Below are 21,927 nucleotides of genomic sequence, written 5' to 3'. Positions count from 1 at the left end.
TGGGAGGCATGCTCGTTCGAGCGGCTTTCGGGTTAATCAAATACGACGGTCTTGTTGCTGTAGCAGAGGATCCGCCGCTGGAGATGCAATTTGACGGCGCGGAAGAGGACGCTGCGCTCGAGGTCGCGTCCCTTGGCGATGAGATCTTCGACCTGCTCGCGGTGGGTGATGCGGGCTACGTTCTGCTCGATGATCGGGCCGTCATCGAGAGTTGCGGTGACGTAGTGGCTGGTAGCGCCGATGATCTTGACTCCGCGGCTGTGGGCGGCGTGGTAGGGGCGGGCGCCGGTGAAGGCAGGCAGGAACGAGTGGTGCACGTTGATGATGCGCGATGGGTACTGCGCGACAAATTCGGGCGAGAGCACCTGCATGTAACGGGCGAGGACGACGAGGTCGATGTTGTTGGCGGCGAGGAGTTCGAGCTGGCGAGCTTCGGCTGCGGCGCGGGCGTCGGCGGTTACGGGCACGTGCTCGAAGGGGATGCCGTAGAAGTCGGCGAGCAGCTGGGCGTCTGAGTGGTTGGAGATGATGAGCGGTATGTCGCAATGCAGTTCGCCCGAGAACCAGCGCTGCAGCAAGTCGTTCATGCAATGCGTATAGCGGGAACAGAAGAGGGCCACGCGCGGGCGTTCGGCGCTGGAGGTGAGACTCCAGTTCATGTTGAGATCGGTGGCGATGGGTGTGAAGGCGGCGCGGAAGTTGTCGAGGTCCATGGTGAGGCCATCGGACTGCAGCGCGAATTCGATGCGCATGAAGAAGAGACCGAGCACCTCGTCGCTGTGCTCGTCGGCATGCAGGATGTTGGCGCCGTGCTCGTAGAGCAGCGAAGAGACACGGGCAATGAGGCCGCGCCGGTCAGGGCAGTCGATGAGGAGGACCGCGGAGTCGGACATAAGGACAGAGTACGGGATGAACGCGGCGGGGCTGAAGAGCGGTAAGCGGGGCGATAGGGAAAAAGGGGCCGGAACCTCGAGTGCGCGTCGAAGTTCCGGTAGAGGCGCGTGCTGCGAATCGGCTTCGGTATGAAGGCTGTTTAGATGGAGGCGTCGCGGGCGGCCGCGGGCGCGGCGAGCTGGCGGCGGAGGCTGCCGGCCAGATCGGCGACCGTGCGGAGGCGCTCGGCGACGGGCGAGGCAGCGTCGCTGCCGGAGAGGGCTAGCTCGGATTGCAGGAGCAGGCCGGCTACGGTGGATTTGAGCTCGGACTCAATGGCAGCGGCAGCGGCCCTGCGGGCGAGGATCTTCTCGCGCTCACGGCGATGGAGAGCGGCGCGGATATCGCGGATGACGCGGGCGGCTCCGGAGAGCGCGAAGTTGATTTGCAGCGGAATGGCGAGGCCGGCGCGCTCCCAGATGGCTTCAGCGGCTGCCGGGTCGCATTCGGCGATGGTGTCGTCTACCACCACGGCGGAGAACTCTTTCTGGCGCATCAGGGTGAGCGCGGTTTTGCGGCCTTCAGCGACTTCCACTTCCCTGCCCAGGTTCTTCGCGATTACGTCTGCGCAGTTGCGCGCGCCTTCCATACCGGTTATGAGAAGAATGCTCATGTTTACACCCCAGTTCTTAGTTCGTAGTTCGCAGTTCACAGTGATCAGGTGGCCGAGTGGTCAGGTGGTCACCTGATGTCGCAAGCGAGGCTTCAGCCATCAAGGGATCGTCTGCAAGTGAGAGGGATCGGCTGATGGCTGACGGCTGTCTTACTCGTCGTTCAGGGGGTCGGCGATGCCGTACTCTTTCAGCTTTCGGTAGAGGGTGGTCTTGCCGATGCCGAGCAGGCGGGCGGCCTGCAGCTTGTCGCCATTGAGGGTGCGGATGGCGGAGAGGATGGCCTGCTTCTCCATATCCGCGAGGGTCATGAGCTGCGGGCCCGCGGACTCGTTCGCATCATCGCCGGCCGTGGTGGCGCGGCGCGATTCGAGGCCATGATTCTGCAACTGCGTCGGCAGGTCGCCCAGGTGCAGGATTGGGCCGGAGGACATCGTGCAGGCGCGCTCGACGGCGTGCTCGAGTTCGCGGACATTGCCGGGCCAGTCATAGCGCATCATGGTGCGCAGGGCCTCATCGCTGAGGGTGAACTTGCGACCGTGCTCGCGGCTGATGCGATCGAGGAAGTGTGCGGCGAGCAGCGGGATGTCTTCGCGGCGGTCGCGCAACGATGGCAGCTTGAGGTTGACCACGTTGAGCCGGTAGAAGAGGTCTTTGCGGAACTGGCCCTTCTCGACCATCTCCGCCAGGTTGCGGTTGGTGGCGGCGACGATGCGGGCCTTGATGGGCACCCGGTGCGTTGCGCCGACGGGGCGGACTTCGCGCTCCTGAAGTGCGCGCAGCAGCTTGGCCTGTAGATCAAGGGATAGCTCGCCGATTTCGTCGAGGAAAACGGTGCCGCCTTCGGCCGAAACCAGAAGGCCGTCCTTGGACCGGTTGGCGCCGGTGAATGCGCCCTTCACGTAGCCGAACAGCTCGCTCTCGATTAGGGTGGGCACGATTGAGCCGCAGTCGACCGGCAGGAACGGCTTCTGTGCGTTGAGGCCGTAGGCATGGATGGTGCGGGCGACGAGTTCCTTGCCGGTGCCGCTTTCGCCGAGGATCAGGACGGGGTGCGAGCTTTGAGCCACTTTCGAGAGGATGCGGTAGAGCTTCTCCATCTCGCCGGAACGGCCGATCATGGCGCCCAGGCCCTGCGACAAGCGAAGCTGCTCGCGAAGCTGGCGTGTGGCGTTGTCGGTCAGCTGCGCGGAGGCGGCGCGGTCGAGAACGGTGGAGAGCTCGTCCATGGCGAATGGCTTGGTGAGGTAGTCGGAGGCGCCGCAGCGCATGGCTTCGACGGCCGCGTTCACCGAGCCGGAGGCGGTCATGGCGATGACGGCGGTCTGCGGGTAAAGCAGCTTGACTTCGGAGATCAGTTCCAGACCGCTGGTCGAGTTGTAAGGCAGGTTGGCGAGCAGGATGTCGGCGGCATGGCCGCGCAACATGCTGCGGGCGTTGCTGAGGTCGCCGGTGGACTCGACAACATAGCCCAGGCTCGAAGCGATCTCGGCGCAGGCTGAGCGCACCGCGGGATCTGAATCGACCACGAGAAGGTGCAGAGGTACCGCCGGCTCCCCGGCTTGGGATAGGAACTCCATGGTTTTTGTATCGAAGACTGTTGCCAGCATTGTAGACGCCTCGTAATTCCAAAAATGTGACGGTGGTTACTGCCTCTCGCCTGAATTGACCGGCTTTATTGATCGCTTACGGGCAGCTCGATGGTGAACTGCGCTCCGCCTTGGGGGCGGTTGGCGGCGCGGATTGTGCCTCCGGCTGCTTCAACAAGTGAACGCGTGATGGCGAGTCCGAGTCCATGGTGCGTGGCGGGCCAGCCGCCGTCCGGTGCATCGTCAGTGTCGTGGGCATGCGTGGTGTAGCCGGAGTCGAAGATGGTTTCAAGCATATCTTCGCGGATGCCGGGACCGGAGTCCTCGACAGCAAGGACGGCGGTGGCAATTTTGCCGTGTGCGCCGGGCAGTTCGCGCAGGGTGATCTCGATGGTGCCGGTCTTGCCCATGGCTTCATCAGCGTTTTTGACCAGGTTGACGAGTACGCGGGTCAGATCTTCCCTGCTGAGGCGCACGGGGCGAGCGCCGCCTTCGGTGCGGATGCCAATTGCGACGGAGGGGCCGGTGAGCGCGTCGAGAAGGTTGTAGTTGTCGAGCAGATCCTGCTGCAGGTTCTCGATCCGATCCTGAGGTACCGGATCCGACAGGCTGCCCGCCCGGCTGGTTGGCCGGGCGGACAGCCGGTTCTGGGGGAGGAAACCGTCGGAAGCGACTGGTTCAAGCCAGGTGCTGTCACTGAGATCGAGGCTCATGAGCTTTTCGACCAGACGACGGCTGGCGGCGGCCACCAGGCGCAACTCGTTGGCATAGTGGGCATGACTCTCGGCCAGTACGCCGGGCTCGGCGAGCAGGTCGCAGTAAAGAGCGAGGGCGGTGACCATATTGCGCGCGTCGTGAGCCACCTCAGAGACTGTGCCGCCGCGATGCTTCATGGCGGCGAGGGTTTCGACGACTGCGACGATGCGCTGGCTGGAGCGGGCTGTGCTGCTGGTTTCCTGCTGGCTGGTTTCGATCTGCTGCATGGGCTGTTCCTTTCGCCTCGCCCCGATCCATGAACCCTGTTGTGGATTCCCGATTCAGGTTTTCGCTGCGGGTGGCTGTCCCTTCCTAATACACGCGGTGTGCCAAACCAGGACACTTTCCCTAAGTGGTTCTTAAGAAGAAACTTACTTGCATGAAGAAGGGGTGGCGGGGCTGTGGATTCGTGAGGGCTTGTCCCGAAATGGAACGACCGGCCTGTGCGATTGAACGTATCTGCTTTGCATTCAGCGGATTAGGTCATTCCCGGATTGGATCGGCAGTTTGGCTGAAATTCCCGATGCGGGAACGACTGGTGCAGCTGGGGAAATTGACCAGACGCTGGCACTTACAATCGACCTATGCAGACACCTTTTTTTCGTCCCGGCGGGCGGGGGCCTCTTCAACTTCGGCCGCTGACTCTGGCTCCCAACTTTGTGCAGACCGCCGAGGGCTCGGTTCTGGTGAGCTTTGGAAACACGCGCGTGCTGACGAATGCCACGATCGAGCAGGGGGTACCGGGATGGCTGCGCAACTCAGGGCGGGGATGGGTGACGGCCGAGTACGCGATGCTGCCGCGGTCGACGGTGACGCGCTCGCCGCGGGAGAGCGAGAAGGGCAAGATTGGCGGGCGAACGCATGAGATTCAGCGGCTGATCGGGCGGAGTCTGCGCTCGGTAGTGGATATGCACGCGCTGGGCGAGCGGACGGTGATTCTTGATTGCGACGTAATCCAGGCAGATGGCGGAACGCGGACGGCGGCGATCACGGGTGCGGCGGTGGCTTTGGGGATCGCGCTGAATGCGCTGGTGAAGGCGGGAACGCTGAAGCAGTCGCCTATGAAGCAACTGGTGGCGGCGACTTCGGTTGGGATCGTCGCGGGTACGCCGTTGCTCGACCTCTGCTACGAGGAGGACTCGCAGGCCGAGGTGGACATGAACGTGGTGATGACGGAGAACGGCGGGCTGGTGGAGACGCAGGCCACGGCCGAGCGCGAAGCGTTCTCGCGGGCGCAGTTGAACGAGATGATCGATATGGCCGAGGCCGGTCTGAAGGAGATCTTCGCGGCGCAGCGGGCGGTGCTGCAGACCTCCTGATTGGAGGTGCAATGACGGTTAAACGCGCGGCAATCCGGGCGCGGCGCAGGCCGCGACTCGGTTTATGGCTGGCGGGAATCTATCTGGGCATGGCTGTGGGACTGTTCGTCATCACAATGCTCACAACCGAGCCAAGTAAAGTCGGCCTGGACTGGATTCCATTCCTGATGCTGGCAATGCCGTGGTCGCATCGCGATATGGCCCTTGCAGGCCCCGGCTTGTTGTTGAACGCGGCAATTCTGTGGGCGATCGGCACCGCAGTGCAAGTTCTGGTGCGGAATCTGCGCGGCAAGTGAACTCTGAGAGATGCTGATTTCGCGGCCGGCCTGTTACACTTCCCTCACTTCCCCGCATTCCCTTCAAGGACAACTACGCCTATGCGCCGCCGTTCGTTTCTTCGCGCAGCCGCTGCCGCCGCTCCGGCTGCAGCTCTTTCCAACTTGATGGCTCACTCCGCTTTCGCTGGACAGGTCACCGCGTCGGGTGGTGCGGCCGCGGGTTTAGAGCTTCACCCTGTGTCTGCCGGAGAGGACCGCTTCGGGGCGCTGCATTCGCTGGGGTTCAGCGAACTTGCCTTCAAAGTGGGCACGCAGGAGACCGCCGGGAACCTGTTCATGATCGAGCATCGGAACCTGGTTCCAGGCGGACCGCCGCTGCACATGCACCTGAATCAGGAAGAGTGGTTCTATGTGATGGAAGGGCAGGTCGCTTTCATCGTCGGCGAGAAGCGTCTCACGCTGCAACCAGGTGAGTCGATCTTGGCTCCGCGGCGGGTTCCGCACACATTCTCTTCGGTTGTGCCGGCGAGCCATATGCTGATTGGCTTTGCGCCGGCGGGCAAGATGGAAGCGTATTTCCGGGATGCGAAGGGCGACGCCAAAATGGCGGCGAGCGCGGAGTACATGAACCGCTATGACATGGAGTGGGTGGGGCCGTCGCCGTTCAAGAAGGGATAAAGGCGCTTGTTTAGCCCGACCCGATACCTCAGGGCCTGAAGGGCCCGGTGTAATTGGCGGCGGTGTGTGTCCGGGCTGAAGCCCGGACACACCAGCCCGGACCTACCTAAAGCACGATCTGTAGCCGTACCGCAGGTGCTTACACGTTGAATTTGAAGAAGAGGATGTCGCCGTCTTTTACGACGTAGTCCTTGCCTTCGGAGCGGTAGAGGCCTTTCTCCTTGACCGCTTGCTCGCTGCCGTAGGTGAAGAGCAGGTCGCAGTGGTAGGCGTCGGCGCGGATGAAGCCGCGTTCGAAGTCGGAGTGGATGACGCCGGCGGCTTGCGGAGCCTTGGAGCCATCGGGGATGGTCCAGGCGCGGACTTCCTGCACACCGGCGGTGAAGTAGGTGATGAGGCCGAGGAGCTTGTAGGCCTGGTGGATGAGGCGGTTCAGGCCGGGTTCGGTGAGGCCCATGTGTTCCAGGAATTCCAAACGCTCGTGCGGTTCAAGCAGAGCGATTTCGGCTTCCATGGCGCCGCAGATGCGGACCACTTGCGCACCCTCTTCGGCAGCGCGCTTTTCGACGGCGGCGGTCCACTGGTTGCCGTCTTTCAGGCCGGCTTCGTCGACGTTGGCGACGTAGAGAACGGGCTTGGCTGTGATGAGGAAGAGCTCGCGGGCCGCTGCACGCTCTTCTTCGGTGAGGTCGACAACGCGGGCCGGACGGCCAGCCTCGAGGGCGTCTTTGAGCTTTTTAAGGGCTTCGAAGTCAGCTTTGACCTTTGCATCCTGGCTGTTGCGGGAGGCCTTCTCGGATTTGGCCCAGCGCTTCTCCACGGTATCGAGATCAGCCAGTAGCAGCTCGGTGTTGATGATGTCGATGTCGTGGAGGGGATTGATGCTGCCGGCGACGTGGATGACGTTGGGATCTTCGAAGCAGCGAACGACGTGGCAGATGGCGTCGGTGGCGCGGATGTGCCCGAGGAACTGGTTGCCGAGGCCCTCGCCCTTGCTGGCGCCCTCGACGAGGCCGGCGATGTCGATGAACTCCATGGTGGTGGGGACGGTGCGGTTGGGCTTGACGAACTGGGTGATGCGGTCGAGGCGTTCGTCGGGCAGGGAGACAATGCCTACATTGGGATCGATGGTGCAGAAGGGGTAGTTGGCGGCCTGCGCCTTGGCAGCGGTGAGGGCGTTGAAGATGGTGCTCTTGCCCACATTGGGCAGACCGACGATTCCGCAGTTTAACGGCATGGAGTGAGGCGTCCTTTTCTAAGGGTGACGGGTGCCATGCCGTGAGATTTCCTGGGAGACCTGAGTTTAGGAGTCCGCGCGGGAAGAGGATAGAACCTGCTATCGGCTTAGCAATAAACGTCCTGTATCTATTATCGCCGATGTTGGGCGCGATCGTGTACACGACCTGTTCGGCTGCAATGGGCATCGAAAGAAAGAGGCAGGGAGCAGGTTGGTGACTCGTGTGACAGGAGATGCCTGCAGTATCGAATACCTGAACATTCTGGATAGAAGAGTGAAGAAGAAGAGAGTCATTATTCTGCTGGCGACGTGGTGTGTCTGGCTCATGGCAACGTTGCCGGGATCGGCGCAACCGGGGCAAACGCCGTCCAAGCTGGAGGCGCAGAAGGCTCGATTCACACTGACGCCTCGCGTTGAGGCGGCTCCCCAGACCGGTGCTGAATACCAATCGATCACGGGCAAGCAGAGGGTCGAGTGGTTCGCGATTTCGACGGTTGGGCCATCGAGCCTGACAGGAGGGCTTTTCTCTGCGGGGCTCGGCACCGCGATGGACACACCCACCGAATACGGGCCGCACTGGGAAGGCTTCGGGAAGCGATACGGGATGCGTCTTACGGGCGTTTCTATGGGGAACCTGATGGAAGCGGGCTTGGGAGCGGCGTGGGGAGAGGACCCGCGATACTTCCACGCGGAAGGGCGTCCTTTTGGGCGGCGGGTAGAGAACATTGTGGACCTGACGTTTCGCGCCTACGAACCGGATGGGCAACGGCATCTGGCAAAGGCGAGGTATGCGGCCACCGTTGGCAACAACTTTCTCTCGAATCTGTGGCGCACCGACAGTGAAGCAGACTGGCAGCATGCGCTGATACGAACCGCTGAGGGCTTTGGGGGACGGGCGCTTTCGAATACTGTGAGTGAATTTCTGCCCCAGGTGTGGAGAAAAATCCGGCAGCGTCATCATGGTGGTTCCGCGGTGAAGCTCCCAGGACCGAGCTCAGGTAGACGCTGGACGGGCGCCAGGGTTCGCTGACGACTGGCAGTTCGATGCGCTCGTCTGGCCCGGTGCGTGATACACGCGCTGTGTAGGGCTCATTTCTTTGGAGCTTTCATGTCGTGGCCGCCCTGGTGGAGGATGACGGCGTTGACTGCGCCTTTGTCGTCCTTCACAAATTCGAGTTCGGCCGGGAAAACCAGCGGGAAAAACTTTGTCTCGGTCTCGGCGTACATCTTGAAGCTGGGCTGACCCGTCGCCTGGGTGATCAGTTGGCCGTTCTCCACAGTTACGACCAGATCGAAGTTGGGAAAGAGAGCGTAGGTCCCCACGTAGGTAGCCAGGATTTTGGGATCGACCTGGATCGCGGTGCGCACCGTCGGATGCCAATCGGGCCAGTGGTATTCGGCCGCGATGGCGTGCATGACTTCATCCCCGAGCTGGCCGCCGTTGTCACCGTTGGTCATGACGAAAGCGCCTTCGCCGTTCTTCTCGTAGGCAGCGAAGATATTGCGGAATCCCTCATTGGCTCCGCCGTGCGAGAAATAGGGATCGGCGTCCGCACCGCCGATCTCGAGGCCGAGGCCCCAGTGGCCCATGCCGGGCGTGACCATCTGCCGGGTCATATCGGGATTGAGTACGTGATTCGCTTTGCCCTCGAGCGAGAGTTCGACTTCGATGGCGTATTTGGCGAGATCGGTTGGAGTGGTCCAGAGGCCGGCGGCGGCCATTTCAGGGTAGGTATGCGCGCCGCCTTCGACGGGCTTGCCGTCTCCGCGGAAGGGTGTGGCGGCGTTGGCGCGGAGGCTCTCGGGCAGAGGCTGCTCGTAGGTGCTGCGGGTCATTCCGATGGGAGCGAGAACGGTGTCGTGCAGCAGTTTCGGGAAGGGCTCATGGGTGACGTCGATGACGGCCTGCTGCATGATGGTGTATCCGCCGCCTGAGTATTTCCATTCCTTCATGGGAGGCTGTTCGGTGCGGATGGCGGGCGTGTTGGCGGGCTTTTCGCCGTTGAGCACCTGGATGAGCGTCGGCACCGGATCTTTGCTGGCATAGCCGGGGAAGCCATGCACGGTGGTTCCTGCAGTGTGGGTGAGCAGTTCGCGAAGAGTGACGGGCTTGCCGGCGGCGATGGGATCGCTGGGAAATTTCCAACTTGTCAGGTAGGTGTTGATGTCGGCGTCGAGGGTGAGCTTGCCGGTCTGTACAAGATGAAGGGCCGCCATTGCGGCAAGTGGTTTGCTGATCGATCCAGCCTGGAACATGGTCTGGGCATCGACCGGGGTGCCGGAACCGTCGCGTGTGCCGAAGCCGCGCGCCCACTCGATTTTGCCGTTGTGAATGACGGCGATGCTTACGCCAGGAACATTGAGCTCTTTCATGCGATCGGCCAGGGTGCGGGTTTCACTCTCGTGTCCCTTGAGGACGATGCCGCCAATAAGTCCTGAAGTAACTCGCTGGATGTGCTGCTGAGTTTCAGCAGAATTCTGAGCCTGCGCGGTTATGGAGATGAAGCCTGCGAGGAGAGCGAGGAGAGCGTTGCGAGCGAAGTTCAACGTGGAAATCCTCCCGCAACACAGTAGCACGGAGATTCTGCGCATCGAGTGAATCTACTTCTGATCGACGACCGGTAACTCGATGGCGCTCGCCTGGCTGGGTGCATGATAGACGCGCTGGGTGGCTTTCTTGTAGTCGTCGGGTTTGGCCCAGAAGATGTTGTCGACGTAGGTCTGCGGGTTGCGGTCGTAGAGCGGGAACCAGCTTGATTGCACCTGCACCATGATTTTGTGGCCCGGTAGGAAGACGTGATTCGCGGGCGGCAGGTTGAAGCGGTAGGTGAGGGGCTTGTTGGGCTCGATGGGCTTGGGGCTGGTGAAACTCTCGCGGTAGCGGCCGCGGATGATGTCCATGCCGATCGGGAGTTGATAGCCGCCCATCTGTGGGTCTGCGGGGTACTCGTCTGGGTAGACGTCGATGAGCTTGACGACCCAGTCGGAGTCGGTGCCGCTGGTGGAGGCGACGAGGTTCACGACGGGTTGTCCCTGGATGTGCACGGGCCCGGTGAGCACATCGGTGGTGTAGGTGAGGACGTCGGTGCGGCCGGAGGGCTCGCGCTGATCGTCGACCAGCCAGTATTCCCACGTGGTGACAGGCGGCTCGTAACCGACGGGCTGGTTGGGGCGGGCGCGGAACGGAACGGGCTTGGCAGGATCGGAGGTATATTCGTCGAAGGCAGCGGAGCTAGAAGAGTCAGCGGAGTTAGAAGTGAAGCTGAGTTTGAAGCCGGAGTTCAGATAGAGGGGCTTCAACTTCGGCGCTACGGGCCACGCCGGCATCGCTTGCCACTGGTTTTCGCCGGTCTCATAGGCTGTGACGGAGGCAATGTTCATGGCGGGCGCTTCGTCTTTCAGATAGTGCGCGAGGAAGGGGGCGAGCACGTGCATGCGCCAGTAAGCGGCGGTGTCGGTGGGGAATTGCACCGCACCGAGGGATGAGCCTTTGGCGATCTCCTGGCCGTGATACCAGGGGCCGAGGGTGATGTAGACTTTGTTCTCCTTGTCGAAGGGCTTGACAGCCTTGTAGACCGACATGGGGCCGTAAATGTCTTCCTGATCCCAGAGGCCGTGCACAAGCATGAATGGCACCTTGATGCCTTCGGACTTGAAGTCGGCGGCGAGCACTTTATCGAGCGCCTGGTCGGACCAGAAGGCGTCGTATGCCGGATGCGCGAGAACCTTCTTCCAGAAGCCGATCTGCTCGAGGCCGTGCTGGCGGCCGAGTTCGCCTGCAGAGCCGGCGCGCATGTAGAGGTCGTAGTCATCGAAGCTGCCGCTCCACCACTTGGCGGTGTTGGCGCGGGTGGCGGCCTGCTCGTAGATGTAGGGCATGTTCTGCTGGCGAAATGCGCCGTTGTGGAACCAGTCATCGCCCATCCAGCCATCGACCATTGGGTTCATCGGCGCGGCCACCTTGAGCGCGGGGTGCGGATGGATGAGCGCCATCAGCGGCAGAAAGCCGTCATAGCTGATGCCGAGGATGCCGACCTTGCCGTTTGACTCGGGGATGTTCTTCACCAGCCAGTCGATGGTGTCGTAGGTGTCGGTGGACTCGTCGACGGGCGTGGGATTCTGCGGGCCGTGGATGGGCCGGTTCATCACGTAGTCGCCTTCGGAGCCGTACTTGCCGCGGATGTCCTGAATGACACGGATGTATCCGCCCTGCACGATCACATCGACAGCATTGTCATAGCCCCAGAGGATGGACTCCTCGTGCGGGCTGGGGGCGTAGCTGGTCTGCGCGTCGGCGCTGTAGGGCGTCCGCGTGAACAGGATGGGAGCATGCTTCGCGCCTTTGGGCAGGATGATGACCGTGTGCAGCTTGACTCCATCGCGCATGGGGATCTCAGCCGTGCGGCGCTCGTAATCGAACGAGGACGTGACCGGCTGGAAGTTCGCGGGGGTCTCGCTGGGGTAGTTGGGATATTGAGGCTTCTGGTCGGTCTGGGCACTGGTTTGGGCGGCACAAGAGACGAGCGTTACGCATGCGGCAAAGGCCAGAGAAGCGCGACAGAGGTGCATCTGTTAGACCTCGGAAGGGATGGAGCAGATTGGGTGCTGCTGGTGCTAGGAGATTATTGCAACACCCGGGCCGAGGATGGGAAGCAGAAATTCATCCGCGAACTGCGCCAGCGCCGGCGTCTCTTGACAGACCGGTGACTTGTTCTCCGCGCTCCAGATCTGTTGCAGCAACAACCAGAGCAATGTGCGAGAAGGCCTGGGGAAAGTTGCCGACCAAGCGTCTGGCCTTGAGGTCGTATTCCTCCGAAAGCAGGCCAACGTCGTTGCGGAGCGTGATGAGTCGCTCGAAGAGCTTGCGCGCGTCGTTCTCGCGGCCGATGGCCTTGAGGCTCGATACCATCCAGAAGCTGCAGGCGATGAATACGCCTTCGCCGGGGGGCAGGCCGTCTTCTACCTTTGAGGTGTCGTAGCGCAGGACGAGGCCGCCGGGCATGAGTTCGCGCTCGATAGCTTCCACTGTGGCTCTTACGCGTGGGTCGGTGCCGGGGAGGAAGCCGACCTGGGGCATGAGCAGGAGAGCGGCATCGAGTTGATCGGAGCCATAGGACTGCACGAAGCAGCCCTTCTTCTGATTGAATCCCTGTGCGCAGACCTGCTGGTGGATTTCGTCGCGGATCTTCTTCCACTTGTCTACGGGAGCGCGGTACTTGAGTTGTTCCGCAAGCTTGACGGCGCGATCGAACGCCACCCAGGCCATCATCTTCGAGTAAGTGAATTGCCGACGGCCGCCGCGCGTCTCCCATATTCCTTCATCGGGGTCTGGCCAGATTTGCTGGAGGTGCTCAAGAAGAAGAACGAGGATGCGGAAATCCTGCTCGGCGTGGCGACCCATGCTTTGCTGCGCGTGGAAGAAGCAGTCGAGCATCTCTCCGTAAATATCAAGCTGGACCTGAGTGGCCGCGGCGTTCCCGATGCGCACGGGGCGCGAGCCTTCGTAGCCGGGGAGCCAATCGCTTTCCCACTCGATGAGCTGACGCTCGCCGCGCAACCCGTACATGATCTGGATTTGATCGGGGCTTCCGGCGAGCGCGCGCAAAAGCCAGTCCTGCCAGGCGGCGGCTTCGTCATAGTAGCCGCCGGCGGTGAGTGCGAGCAGCGTGAAGGTGGTGTCGCGCAGCCAGCAGTAGCGGTAGTCCCAGTTGCGCACGCCGCCAATGAACTCGGGCAGCGATGTCGTCATGGCCGCGACGACACCGCCGGTGGGGCGGAAGGTCATGGCCTTGAGCGTGATCAGCGAGTGCTCGACGATGTTGCGATACTTGCCTTCGTATTCGAGCTTGCCGGCCCATCCGGTCCAGAACTGCTCCGTGTCTTTGAGGGCCTGCGCGGCGTCGATGGGATCGGGGTCGTCGCGGTGCGACTCACCGTAGGTAAGCGTGAACCAGATGCGGTTGCCCTGCTTTACTTCGAATTCGGCGACGGTCTTGAGGTCCTCGCCATGGACGGGGACAGAAGCGTGCAGCATGGCGAGGTTGGGGCCGGCGACGGCGCGAACACCGTTCGCGATGCGCGTGACCCACGGTACGGTGCGGCCGTAGTCGAAGCGCAGGGCAAGGTCCATGCGCATGCGCACTCTGCCGCTGACGCCTTCGATGATGCGGACCACGTCGGAGAAGCGCTCGCGGATCGGCATGAAGTCGATGAGCCTTACCGTGCCGCCGGAATGCTTGAAGGTGGTTTCGAGGATCAGGGTGTGGTCGCGATAGCAACGCGTGGTGGTCCACTCGCCGTCATCGGGGCGGATCCACCAATAGCCGTTTTCGCAGCTGCCGAGAAGAGCGGCGAAGCAGGCTTCCGACGAGAAGTCGGGCCAGCAGAGCCAGTCGATGCAGCCCTTCTTGTCGACCAGGGCCGCGGTTTCGCAATCGCCGATGAGCGCGTAGTCCTCGATCCGTGAGGGCATGGTTATTGTTCCCGGTAATTGCGCATCAGGCCGCCATCGACGACGAAGGTTGAGCCGGTGATGTAGGCCGCGTCCTCAGAGACAAGGAATGCAACGAGGCCCGCGACGTCGTCAGGCGTGCCCATGCGGCCGAGCGGGATGTTGTTGAGCAGCGCGTTGAGTTGCTCTTTGTTCGCGAGCAGGGATTTGTTGATGGGGGTTGCGATGGCGCCGGGAGCCACGTTGTTCACAGTGATGCCGAGCGGCCCGAGTTCGACCGAGAGATTGCGCATGAGCATGCGCAGGCCGCCCTTGCTGCAGGAGTAGGAATCGAAGCCCGGGAAGACCATGTCTTCGTGGACCGAACTGATGTTAACGATGCGGCCGGGCTTCTTCGCATCGCGGAGCCGGCGCACGAAGGATTGCGTGAGGAAGAACGGGCCGCGGAGGTTAACGTTCATCACCAGGTCGTAATCGTGCTCGGTGGTGTCCCAGAATTCGGATTTCTTCTCGACGCCGGCGTTGTTGATGAGGAAGTCGGCGGAGCCGAAGCGGTCCCAGGCGGTGTTTACGAGGCAGTTGATGTCGTTGAGCTTCGTGATATCGGCGCGGACGATCTCGCCTTCGCCTCCGGTCTCTTTGATGGCGCGCTCGGTCTCTTCGGCACCCTCTGGTGTGCCGACGTAATCGACGATGACCTTGGAGCCTTCGCAGCCGAGGCGTTTGGCGATTCCCTGCCCGATGCCGGAACCGGCTCCAGTAATGATGGCGACCTTACCCTTCAAACCACGCATGAACGCTCCCCGTGGCACATGACTGCCACGCGAGGTTAGATGCGGGGTGCGGCGGCAGAGGGTCGCATCACGATGCAAGCTGGAGTGACGATAGGCGGGAGACCGCTTTGGTGAGCGCCTGCGCGTCGAATGGTGCGCGCACCTTGGCGTCGTTATCGAAGAAGACGTAGACGTCGCGGGTTCTTCGGAGGCGAGCGTCTTTAGCGCACGCCTTATTGCCGTCGTGCACTTCCTGACCTGTGGACCAGCGATGGACGCGATCGGCCCAATCCGAAATGGCTTTGGGTTCGTAGCCACTGGCATAGAGTTGCTCGCTGCCATGCAGGCGGCAGTAAACGAAGTCGGCGGTGACATCCATGAGCAGTGGCCAATCGACTGTGTCGGCGACCACGAGGCCGACGCGGTGCCTGCGTAACAGCGCGATGAAGTCGGTGCTGACGAAACTGTCGTGACGGATCTCGACGCAGTGGCGCATGGGGCGGTCCTTCGCAACATCCAGGTAGGCGCGGCCGTCGAGCCGGTGGTCGTGCAGGCGGGCGAGGTCGGCGGCTTCAGCGTGGGTGCGCGGCAGCAGCGAAAAGAAGGCAGCAAAGCGAGTTGGATCAAACTTCACCTGCGGCGGAAACTGCCAGAGGATGGGTCCAAGTTTCTCGTTAAGCCGCAACACGCCCTGGGCGAAGAAGTTGGCAAGAGCGGTTTCAATCCGGAGCAGGCGCAGCATGTGGGTTACATAGCGCGAGCCTTTGACGGAGAAGACAAAGCCGGGCGGGGTCTCGTCATACCAGCGGGCGAAGTGCTCCGGGCGCTGGAGGGAGTAGAAGGAGCCATTCAGCTCAATGGCGTTGAAATGCCGCGCAGCGTACTCCAGTTCGGCGCGTTGCGGCAGTTTCTCGGGATAGAAGCTGCCGCGCCAGCCTTTGTAGCGCCAGCCGGAGATGCCGATGCGAATGTCGCCCTGAGCTGCCATGCACTTGGTGTCCGCCTGCTGATTTGGATGCCAGGTAAGTTGTTGATGATTGGCTGCAAAGACAAGGCGTGGAAGGTCATTTCGCACTATCGGATTCTGGTGGCTGCTCTTTTCTCTCTTCCTGCATCACAGCGAGTGGCAAAAGGCAGGATACGGTCGCGGCCGGATTGTGCCGGTTGCGAAAAGGGAGAGTGGGGATGCTTGCTGTTGTAACGGGTGCTTCAAGCGGAATTGGTTATGAGTTGGCCGTGGAGCTGGCGCGGCGGGGATACGACCTGGTGGTGGCCTCGGCTGGTGAGCGGCTGACGGAAGCGGCCGAGACGTTTCGGGCGTTAGGGCGCAACGTTTTGGAGGCCAGAGTTGATTTGGCTACTCCAGATGGCGTGGATGAGCTGTGGGAAGAGATCGAGGAATTAGGGCAGCCGGTCGATGTTGCCTGTATCAACGCCGGTGTTGGCGTGGGCGGGTTGTTCAAGGATACGGACCTGGATGAGGAGCTGGATATGGTGAGCCTGAACTGCGCCAGCACCATTCACCTGGCTAAGTACGTGGTGAAGCAGATGACTGCGCGCGGGGAGGGCAGGATCCTGTTCACGTCATCGATCGCGGGCGAGATGGTGGCGCCGCGTGAGGCAGTGTATGCGGCGACGAAGGCTTTCGTGCTGTCGTTCGCGCACAGTCTGCGCTTCGAACTGAAGGACACGGGCGTGACGGTGACGGCGCTGCAGCCGGGACCTACGGATACGGATTTCTTTCATCGTGCCGGCATGGATAACACGAAGGTCGGCAGCGAAGGCAAGAGCGAGAGCCAGCCTGACGATGTGGCGAAAGAAGGGCTCGAAGCGTTGTTCGCCGAGAAGGATCATGTGTATGCGGCATCGCTGAAGACCAAGATCGAGGGCAAGCTGGCGAATGCGATTCCAGGAGAAGTGAAGGGCGCCATGCACGAGAAGATGGCGCGGCCCTTGGACGAGAAGTAGAGCTAGTTTCAAGCATTGGAGACGTTTATGGCAGATGCATTGAGAGAGACTCCGAACCGGGAAGACCTGCCACGTGTGGGCAGCGCCGGAGTGATTGAGAACGGCCGGTATATGCCGCCGCCCGCGGACATGGACGGCAAGACGTGGGTGCGCACCACGGCGCTGGTGCAGGCCAGCCCGCTGGACTGCTACGAACTGTGGCGCAACTACAACGCTGTGCCCTTGTGGCAGGAGCAGATCAAGGAAGTGCGCATCACTGGTCCCAAGATCTCGCACTGGGTTTGGGACGTGGATGGGAAGACGACCGAGTGGGATGAAGAGCTGATGCAGGATGAACCGGGCAAGCGCATCGCTTGGCGCACCATTCAAGGAGACGCTTATAACGCCGGCGAGGTGATCTTCGACGAAGCGCCGGGCGGCCGCGGAACACTGATCACCTATCTGCAGGAGTTCGGCGAGGGCAAGGCGAAGACCGCGATCGATACCGTCAGAAATCGCAACCCGAAGCAGTCGGTGATTGAGAACCTGCGTCACTTCAAGGCGTTTATGGAGACGGGCGAGATTCCGCGCACGCAGGGACAGCCGCATGGGCCGCGCGGCATGAGCGGGAACCTCAAAGCCGAGCTGTACGGCGAGCACATCAAGACGCCGCCGGGATTGAAGCGCGCGAGCTGAACGACTTTCAACTTGAGGGTTATCCAGCATCGTGGTCTCCCACCCTTGCGACAAAAATAAATCGCAAGGATGAGGCACGGGGCATACCTGGAAAAAGGAGTGGACGATGAAGGCAGTTTGCTGGATGGGAAAGAGCAAGATTGAGACGCTGAACGTGCCGGACCCGGCATTGCTCAATCCGCATGATGCGATATTGAAGATCACGAAGACGGCGATATGCGGGTCGGACCTGCACCTGTTCGATGGCTTTATCCCCACGATGGAGCAGGGCGACATTCTGGGACACGAATTCATGGGCATTGTGGAGGAGGTCGGCCGCGATGTGACGAACTTGAAGCGGGGGGATCGCGTGGTTGTGCCGTTCACGATTTCTTGCGGGAATTGTTTGTTCTGTCGTAAGCAGCTATGGTCGCTGTGCGACAACACCAACCCCAATGCGCACATCGCGGAGACCCTAGATGGCTACACGCCGTCGGGTCTGTTTGGCTATTCGCATATGTTGGGCGGATATGCCGGAGGTCAGGCGCAATATGTGCGAGTGCCATTCGCCAACGTGGGGCCGCTGAAGATCGAGAGCGATCTTCCTGATGAGAAGGTGCTATTCCTCTCGGATATCTTTCCGACTGGCTATATGGCCGCGGAGAACGCGAATATCGAAGAGGGCGACACGGTTGCGGTTTGGGGCTGCGGTCCGGTAGGGCTGTTCGCGATCTCAAGCGCATTCATGCTTGGCGCAGCGCGGGTGATCGCGATCGACCGGTTCCCAGAGCGGCTAGAACTGGCACGGAAGCTGGGGGCCATCACCGTGGACTACTCCGAGGAAGACGTGAGCGTGCTGACGGCGTTGAAGGATCTCACCGGAGGCATCGGACCTGATTGTGCAATTGACGCCGTGGGTATGGAGGCGCACTCCAACGATTTGCAGTACGTGTACGACAAGGTGAAGACGGCCCTGTTCATGGAAACCGACCGGCCCGGCGTGTTGCGGCAGGCAATCATTGGTGTGCGCAAAGGTGGAACGTTGTCGATTCCGGGGGTGTATGGCGGGCTGCTGGACAAGGTTCCGTTTGGCGCGGCGATGAACAAAGGCTTGACAATGAAGATGGGTCAGACGCACATGCAGAAGTATATGAAGCCGCTGCTGGAGCGCATCGAGAAGGGGCAGATCGATCCGACCTTCCTCATCTCGCATCGCATTACGCTGGATGAGGCGCCGGAGATGTACAAGATCTGGCGCGACAAGAAGGACAAGGTGACGAAGATCGTTATCGATCCGTGGGCTGAGAAGAAGGCTGCTTAAAACGCTGCGCAACGAGAAGAGCTCCTCAGGGCAACTTGGGGAGCTCTTCCTTTTGTCAGATGAAGTTCAGGCGGCGTGCCGATGCTGTGGAACCGCACGCATGGGCCTTGAAGTGAGGTGGATCCGCGATTGTTGCGCGTGCCAGAACGCGGCGATGTCGCGCACCGTCTGCTCGAGCGACCGGCGCGGGAACCAGCCTGTGACGGTTCTGAACCTGGAACTGTTGGACATGAAAAACAGGGGATCTTCGGGCCTTGCCGGTGCGTGATGCACCTGGCCCTGCCGGTGGCAAACGCGCTCGATTAACTCGATCATCTCGTTCACGGAAACCGTGTGGGCGGGACCGCCGCCGATGTTGTAGACATTGCCGGTGGTGACTGCGCGGAAATCGCGCGCGGCCATCAAGGCACTCACCACATCCGAGACATGGAGGACTTCGCGTACCTGCAGACCGCTGCCATAGACGGTAACGGGGCGCCCGGCCTGGACCGAGTAAACAAGGTGCGAGACCCAGCCCCGGCCTGCCTTCTCGAACTGCCGGGGACCGGCGACCGTATCAGCGCGGAGGACAAGGGTGGGCACGTCGTAGAAGCGCGCGTAGTCGGTGACGTGATGATCCGCCGTGGCGCGTGAGCAGACAGTGGGGAGGGCGAAGTTCGCCTGCGCGCGTTCGGAGATGCCCTGGAAATCAGGGTCGACGGGCTGCAGCCGATTTCCCTGCTGCTGCAGCGCATCGGAGCTGATCGCGTTGTAGACCTTTGAAGTTGAGATGTAGAAGACTATCGGTCTGCGACTGGAGCCGCGTGCGGCCTCAAGCACGTTGAGGGTTCCGGTCACGTTCGTGTCGAAGTTTTCCCGCGATTCGGAGGTGCCTTCGCAACGGGAGGCGAGGTGATAGATCTCGTCGACGTCCCGCGCGGCATCTCGGATACGAACTGCGCTGCGCACGTCGCCGCGCAGGAAGCGCAGGCGTGTGGCGTGTGCCTGCGAACGGAGCCACATCAGGTTCAGTTCTGCGCCGGGGTGGGAGAGATTGTCGAAGATGGTAATTCGGGCGTCGGTCGCAGCGAGCAGATGCGCGACCAAGTTGGCGCCGATGAATCCGGCTCCGCCGGTAATAAGGATATGTTTGGTCTGATTCTCTGTATCCATGGACATGCAGGGCCCTCGCCGCGCAGACACTTCCATCCTTTCATTCCGATGCTCGAATAGGCTTTGCGGTTGATTTGCCCGACGATCTTGCGTTAAGGGAACCGCACGCACGCTGGAGCGATGGAGCCGGTCGTCCGAATCGGACATGCCTCTATCTTTCGCGGTTAAAATGGCGGGGAGGAGCGCAGTCCGTTCATGAAAGCGTCTGTCGCGGTTGACTCGGCCCTGGGTACGAAAGTCCTGACGAAAAACAAGCACCTGATCCGCTGGGTGGAGAAGATGGCGGAGCTCTGCCGTCCCGATGCAATTCACTGGGTCGATGGATCGCAGGAAGAGTACGACTTTTTGTGCGAGCGCCTGGTGCGGGCGGGCACATTCATCAAGCTGAATCAAAAGCTTTGGCCGGGCTGCTATTACGCGCGGTCGTCGCCAAGCGACGTGGCGCGAGTCGAAGACCGCACTTTCATCTGCTCGCTCTCGAAGGACGGCGCGGGCCCCACTAACAACTGGGAAGATCCGTTCGTGATGCGCAGGCGCCTGAAGCAGCTATTTAAAGGCTGCATGCAAGGGCGGACGATGTATGTGCTGCCGTTCAGCATGGGACCGGTGGGCTCGCCGATGTCGGGGATCGGCGTACAGCTCACGGATTCTCCCTACGTCGTCGTGAACATGCGCATTATGGCTCGGATCGGCGCGCCGGTGTTTGCCGAGATCGACAAGGACGAGGTGCGTGTTGTGCCCTGTATGCACACGGTGGGCATGCCGCTGAAGCCAGGACAGCACGATCCGGCGTGGCCGTGCAACGAGACGAAGTACATTGTGCATTTCCCGGAGACGCGCGAGATCTGGTCGTACGGATCGGGCTACGGCGGCAATGCCCTGCTCTCGAAGAAGTGCTTCGCGTTGCGCATCGCGTCTAATATTGCGCGCGACGAGGGCTGGATGGCTGAGCACATGCTGATTCTCGGCGTGGAAGATCCGCAGGGCGAGAAGACGTATGTGGCGGCGGCATTTCCGTCGGCATGCGGCAAGACGAATTTCGCGATGCTGATCCCACCAAAGGCGATGAAGGGCTGGAAGGTGTGGACCGTCGGAGATGACATCGCGTGGATCAGGCCCGACAAGAATGGAAACCTGCGCGCGATCAATCCAGAGGCGGGGTTCTTCGGCGTCGCTCCGGGAACGAGCAAGAAGACGAACCCGATGGCAATGATGACGCTGGCGAAAAACTCTATTTTTACCAATGTCGCGCTCACGCCGGAAGGCGGGGTGTGGTGGGAAGGCATGACCGACACACCACCGGCCGAGTGTGAAGACTGGCGTGGGGAGCGCTGGACGCCTGAGATTGCAAAACAGACCGGCCGCACCGCGGCGCACCCCAACGGCCGCTTCACCGCTCCGGCAAGGCAATGTCCCACGATGGACCCCGACTGGGAGTCGCCGAATGGCGTGCCCATCGAGGCTATTGTCTTTGGCGGGCGCAGATCGACGACGCTGCCGCTTGTGTACCAGGCATTCAACTGGTCGAGTGGCGTGTACATCGGCGCGACTATGGGATCGGAGACGACGGCAGCCCAGGCAGGAGCCGTGGGCAAGGTGCGGCGCGATCCAATGGCGATGCTGCCCTTCTGCGGCTACCACATGGGCGACTATTTCCGGCACTGGCTCAAGATGCAGCGCGGACTTGATCGTACTCCACGCATTTTTCATGTGAACTGGTTCCGCAAGGATGAGAACGGCAAGTTCATGTGGCCGGGGTTCAGCGACAACATGCGTGTGCTGCGCTGGATTGTAGAACGCGTGCAGGGGCGCACACATGGACGCGAAACAGCCATCGGGTGGGTGCCGCGTTACGACGACATTGACTGGTCGGGCCTGGAATTCCCGCAGGAGACCTTTGACAACTTAATGGAGTTCGATCGCGAGGCCTGGAAGCAGGAGATCATCGGGCACGAAGGACTCTTTATCGACCTGCACGACCACCTGCCGCCCGAAATGATCTACGAGCGCGAGTTGTTGATATATAGGCTGTAATTACGCGCCGTGACCCAAAAAGGCCCCGCGGATGCACAGTCCGCGGGGCTTTTGATTGACTTTTTACGCGAATTCGCTCTTTGTCTTGACGATCATTTCGGTTATATTAAAAATTCCAGCACCACTCGGAGCCACCTATTCAGGACGCTGGCACGCTGAACCTCTGAAACCTC

General features: G+C 61.3%; 19 protein-coding genes. 8 read left to right on the top strand and 11 right to left on the bottom strand.

The features are described from left to right. Positions 1-32 precede the first annotated feature (32 nt). The 4 genes from purU to MOP44_RS16745 form a co-directional block, all read right to left on the bottom strand. Positions 33-893 carry a formyltetrahydrofolate deformylase gene (purU, locus tag MOP44_RS16760; RefSeq protein ID WP_260791361.1) on the bottom strand — a complete coding sequence of 287 codons (861 nt, stop codon included), beginning with the start codon at positions 891-893 and terminating at the stop codon, positions 33-35. Positions 894-1,033: 140 nt separating this feature from the next. Continuing rightward, a complete protein-coding gene (locus MOP44_RS16755; protein WP_260791359.1) occupies positions 1,034-1,546 on the bottom strand; it encodes a hypothetical protein in 513 nt (170 codons plus the stop codon). Between the two features lie 150 nt (positions 1,547-1,696). Continuing rightward, positions 1,697-3,154, bottom strand: a complete 1,458-nt coding sequence (locus MOP44_RS16750; RefSeq protein ID WP_260791357.1) for a sigma-54-dependent transcriptional regulator — start codon at positions 3,152-3,154, stop codon at positions 1,697-1,699. A gap of 65 nt (positions 3,155-3,219) precedes the next feature. Beyond that, positions 3,220-4,116, bottom strand: a complete 897-nt coding sequence (locus tag MOP44_RS16745) for a sensor histidine kinase (protein ID WP_260791355.1) — start codon at positions 4,114-4,116, stop codon at positions 3,220-3,222. Between the two features lie 357 nt (positions 4,117-4,473). Between MOP44_RS16745 and rph the strand changes: the two genes are divergently transcribed. From rph to MOP44_RS16730, 3 genes are all read left to right on the top strand, one after another. After that, the gene (rph, locus tag MOP44_RS16740; RefSeq protein ID WP_260791353.1) at positions 4,474-5,208 is read left to right on the top strand and encodes a ribonuclease PH; all 735 of its coding nucleotides are present in this window, start codon (positions 4,474-4,476) and stop codon (positions 5,206-5,208) included. A gap of 11 nt (positions 5,209-5,219) precedes the next feature. Beyond that, on the top strand, positions 5,220-5,504 hold the full coding sequence (locus MOP44_RS16735) for a hypothetical protein (RefSeq protein WP_260791351.1): 285 nt from the start codon (positions 5,220-5,222) through the stop codon (positions 5,502-5,504). Between the two features lie 81 nt (positions 5,505-5,585). Continuing rightward, positions 5,586-6,164: a cupin domain-containing protein gene (locus MOP44_RS16730; RefSeq protein ID WP_260791350.1), complete on the top strand. Its 579-nt coding sequence runs from the start codon at positions 5,586-5,588 to the stop codon at positions 6,162-6,164. A gap of 139 nt (positions 6,165-6,303) precedes the next feature. Here MOP44_RS16730 and ychF read toward each other — a convergent pair whose 3' ends face one another. Continuing rightward, positions 6,304-7,401: a redox-regulated ATPase YchF gene (gene ychF, locus MOP44_RS16725; RefSeq protein ID WP_260791349.1), complete on the bottom strand. Its 1,098-nt coding sequence runs from the start codon at positions 7,399-7,401 to the stop codon at positions 6,304-6,306. A gap of 274 nt (positions 7,402-7,675) precedes the next feature. Here ychF and MOP44_RS16720 point away from each other — a divergent pair, with 274 nt between their 5' ends. Continuing rightward, on the top strand, positions 7,676-8,431 hold the full coding sequence (locus tag MOP44_RS16720) for a hypothetical protein (RefSeq protein WP_260791348.1): 756 nt from the start codon (positions 7,676-7,678) through the stop codon (positions 8,429-8,431). A gap of 59 nt (positions 8,432-8,490) precedes the next feature. On the opposite strand, the gene MOP44_RS16715 is transcribed toward MOP44_RS16720, so the two are convergent. The 5 genes from MOP44_RS16715 to MOP44_RS16695 form a co-directional block, all read right to left on the bottom strand. Beyond that, positions 8,491-9,948 carry a serine hydrolase gene (locus MOP44_RS16715; RefSeq protein WP_260791347.1) on the bottom strand — a complete coding sequence of 486 codons (1,458 nt, stop codon included), beginning with the start codon at positions 9,946-9,948 and terminating at the stop codon, positions 8,491-8,493. 54 nt (positions 9,949-10,002) lie between these two features. Continuing rightward, positions 10,003-11,970 (bottom strand): CocE/NonD family hydrolase, encoded by a 1,968-nt coding sequence (locus tag MOP44_RS16710; protein ID WP_260791346.1) that lies wholly within the window; start codon positions 11,968-11,970, stop codon positions 10,003-10,005. 91 nt (positions 11,971-12,061) lie between these two features. Next, a complete protein-coding gene (locus MOP44_RS16705; RefSeq protein WP_260791345.1) occupies positions 12,062-13,873 on the bottom strand; it encodes a glycoside hydrolase family 15 protein in 1,812 nt (603 codons plus the stop codon). A 2-nt stretch (positions 13,874-13,875) separates the two neighbouring features. Beyond that, entirely contained in the window at positions 13,876-14,646 is a 771-nt protein-coding gene (locus tag MOP44_RS16700; protein ID WP_260791344.1) for an SDR family NAD(P)-dependent oxidoreductase, read from the bottom strand. 67 nt (positions 14,647-14,713) lie between these two features. After that, positions 14,714-15,700 carry a DUF72 domain-containing protein gene (locus MOP44_RS16695; protein WP_260791342.1) on the bottom strand — a complete coding sequence of 329 codons (987 nt, stop codon included), beginning with the start codon at positions 15,698-15,700 and terminating at the stop codon, positions 14,714-14,716. Positions 15,701-15,810: 110 nt separating this feature from the next. On the opposite strand from MOP44_RS16695, the gene MOP44_RS16690 reads away from it, so the two are divergent. The 3 genes from MOP44_RS16690 (at position 15,811) to MOP44_RS16680 (ending at position 18,568) form a co-directional block, all read left to right on the top strand. Beyond that, positions 15,811-16,593 carry an SDR family NAD(P)-dependent oxidoreductase gene (locus tag MOP44_RS16690; RefSeq protein ID WP_260791340.1) on the top strand — a complete coding sequence of 261 codons (783 nt, stop codon included), beginning with the start codon at positions 15,811-15,813 and terminating at the stop codon, positions 16,591-16,593. 27 nt (positions 16,594-16,620) lie between these two features. Beyond that, entirely contained in the window at positions 16,621-17,268 is a 648-nt protein-coding gene (locus tag MOP44_RS16685) for an SRPBCC family protein (protein ID WP_260791338.1), read from the top strand. A gap of 106 nt (positions 17,269-17,374) precedes the next feature. After that, positions 17,375-18,568 carry a zinc-dependent alcohol dehydrogenase gene (locus MOP44_RS16680; protein WP_260791336.1) on the top strand — a complete coding sequence of 398 codons (1,194 nt, stop codon included), beginning with the start codon at positions 17,375-17,377 and terminating at the stop codon, positions 18,566-18,568. 66 nt (positions 18,569-18,634) lie between these two features. Here the strand turns inward: MOP44_RS16680 and MOP44_RS16675 are convergent, their stop codons facing one another. Beyond that, entirely contained in the window at positions 18,635-19,726 is a 1,092-nt protein-coding gene (locus MOP44_RS16675) for an NAD-dependent epimerase/dehydratase family protein (protein WP_260791334.1), read from the bottom strand. A 189-nt stretch (positions 19,727-19,915) separates the two neighbouring features. Between MOP44_RS16675 and MOP44_RS16670 the strand changes: the two genes are divergently transcribed. Next, entirely contained in the window at positions 19,916-21,754 is a 1,839-nt protein-coding gene (locus tag MOP44_RS16670) for a phosphoenolpyruvate carboxykinase (GTP) (RefSeq protein ID WP_260791332.1), read from the top strand. Positions 21,755-21,927: the final 173 nt, after the last annotated feature.

The organism is Occallatibacter riparius (assembly GCF_025264625.1).
Lineage (GTDB): Bacteria > Acidobacteriota > Terriglobia > Terriglobales > Acidobacteriaceae > Telmatobacter > Telmatobacter riparius.
The sequence above is the reverse complement of the archived record's forward strand: the minus strand, read 5'-3'. Positions and strand labels throughout refer to the sequence as shown.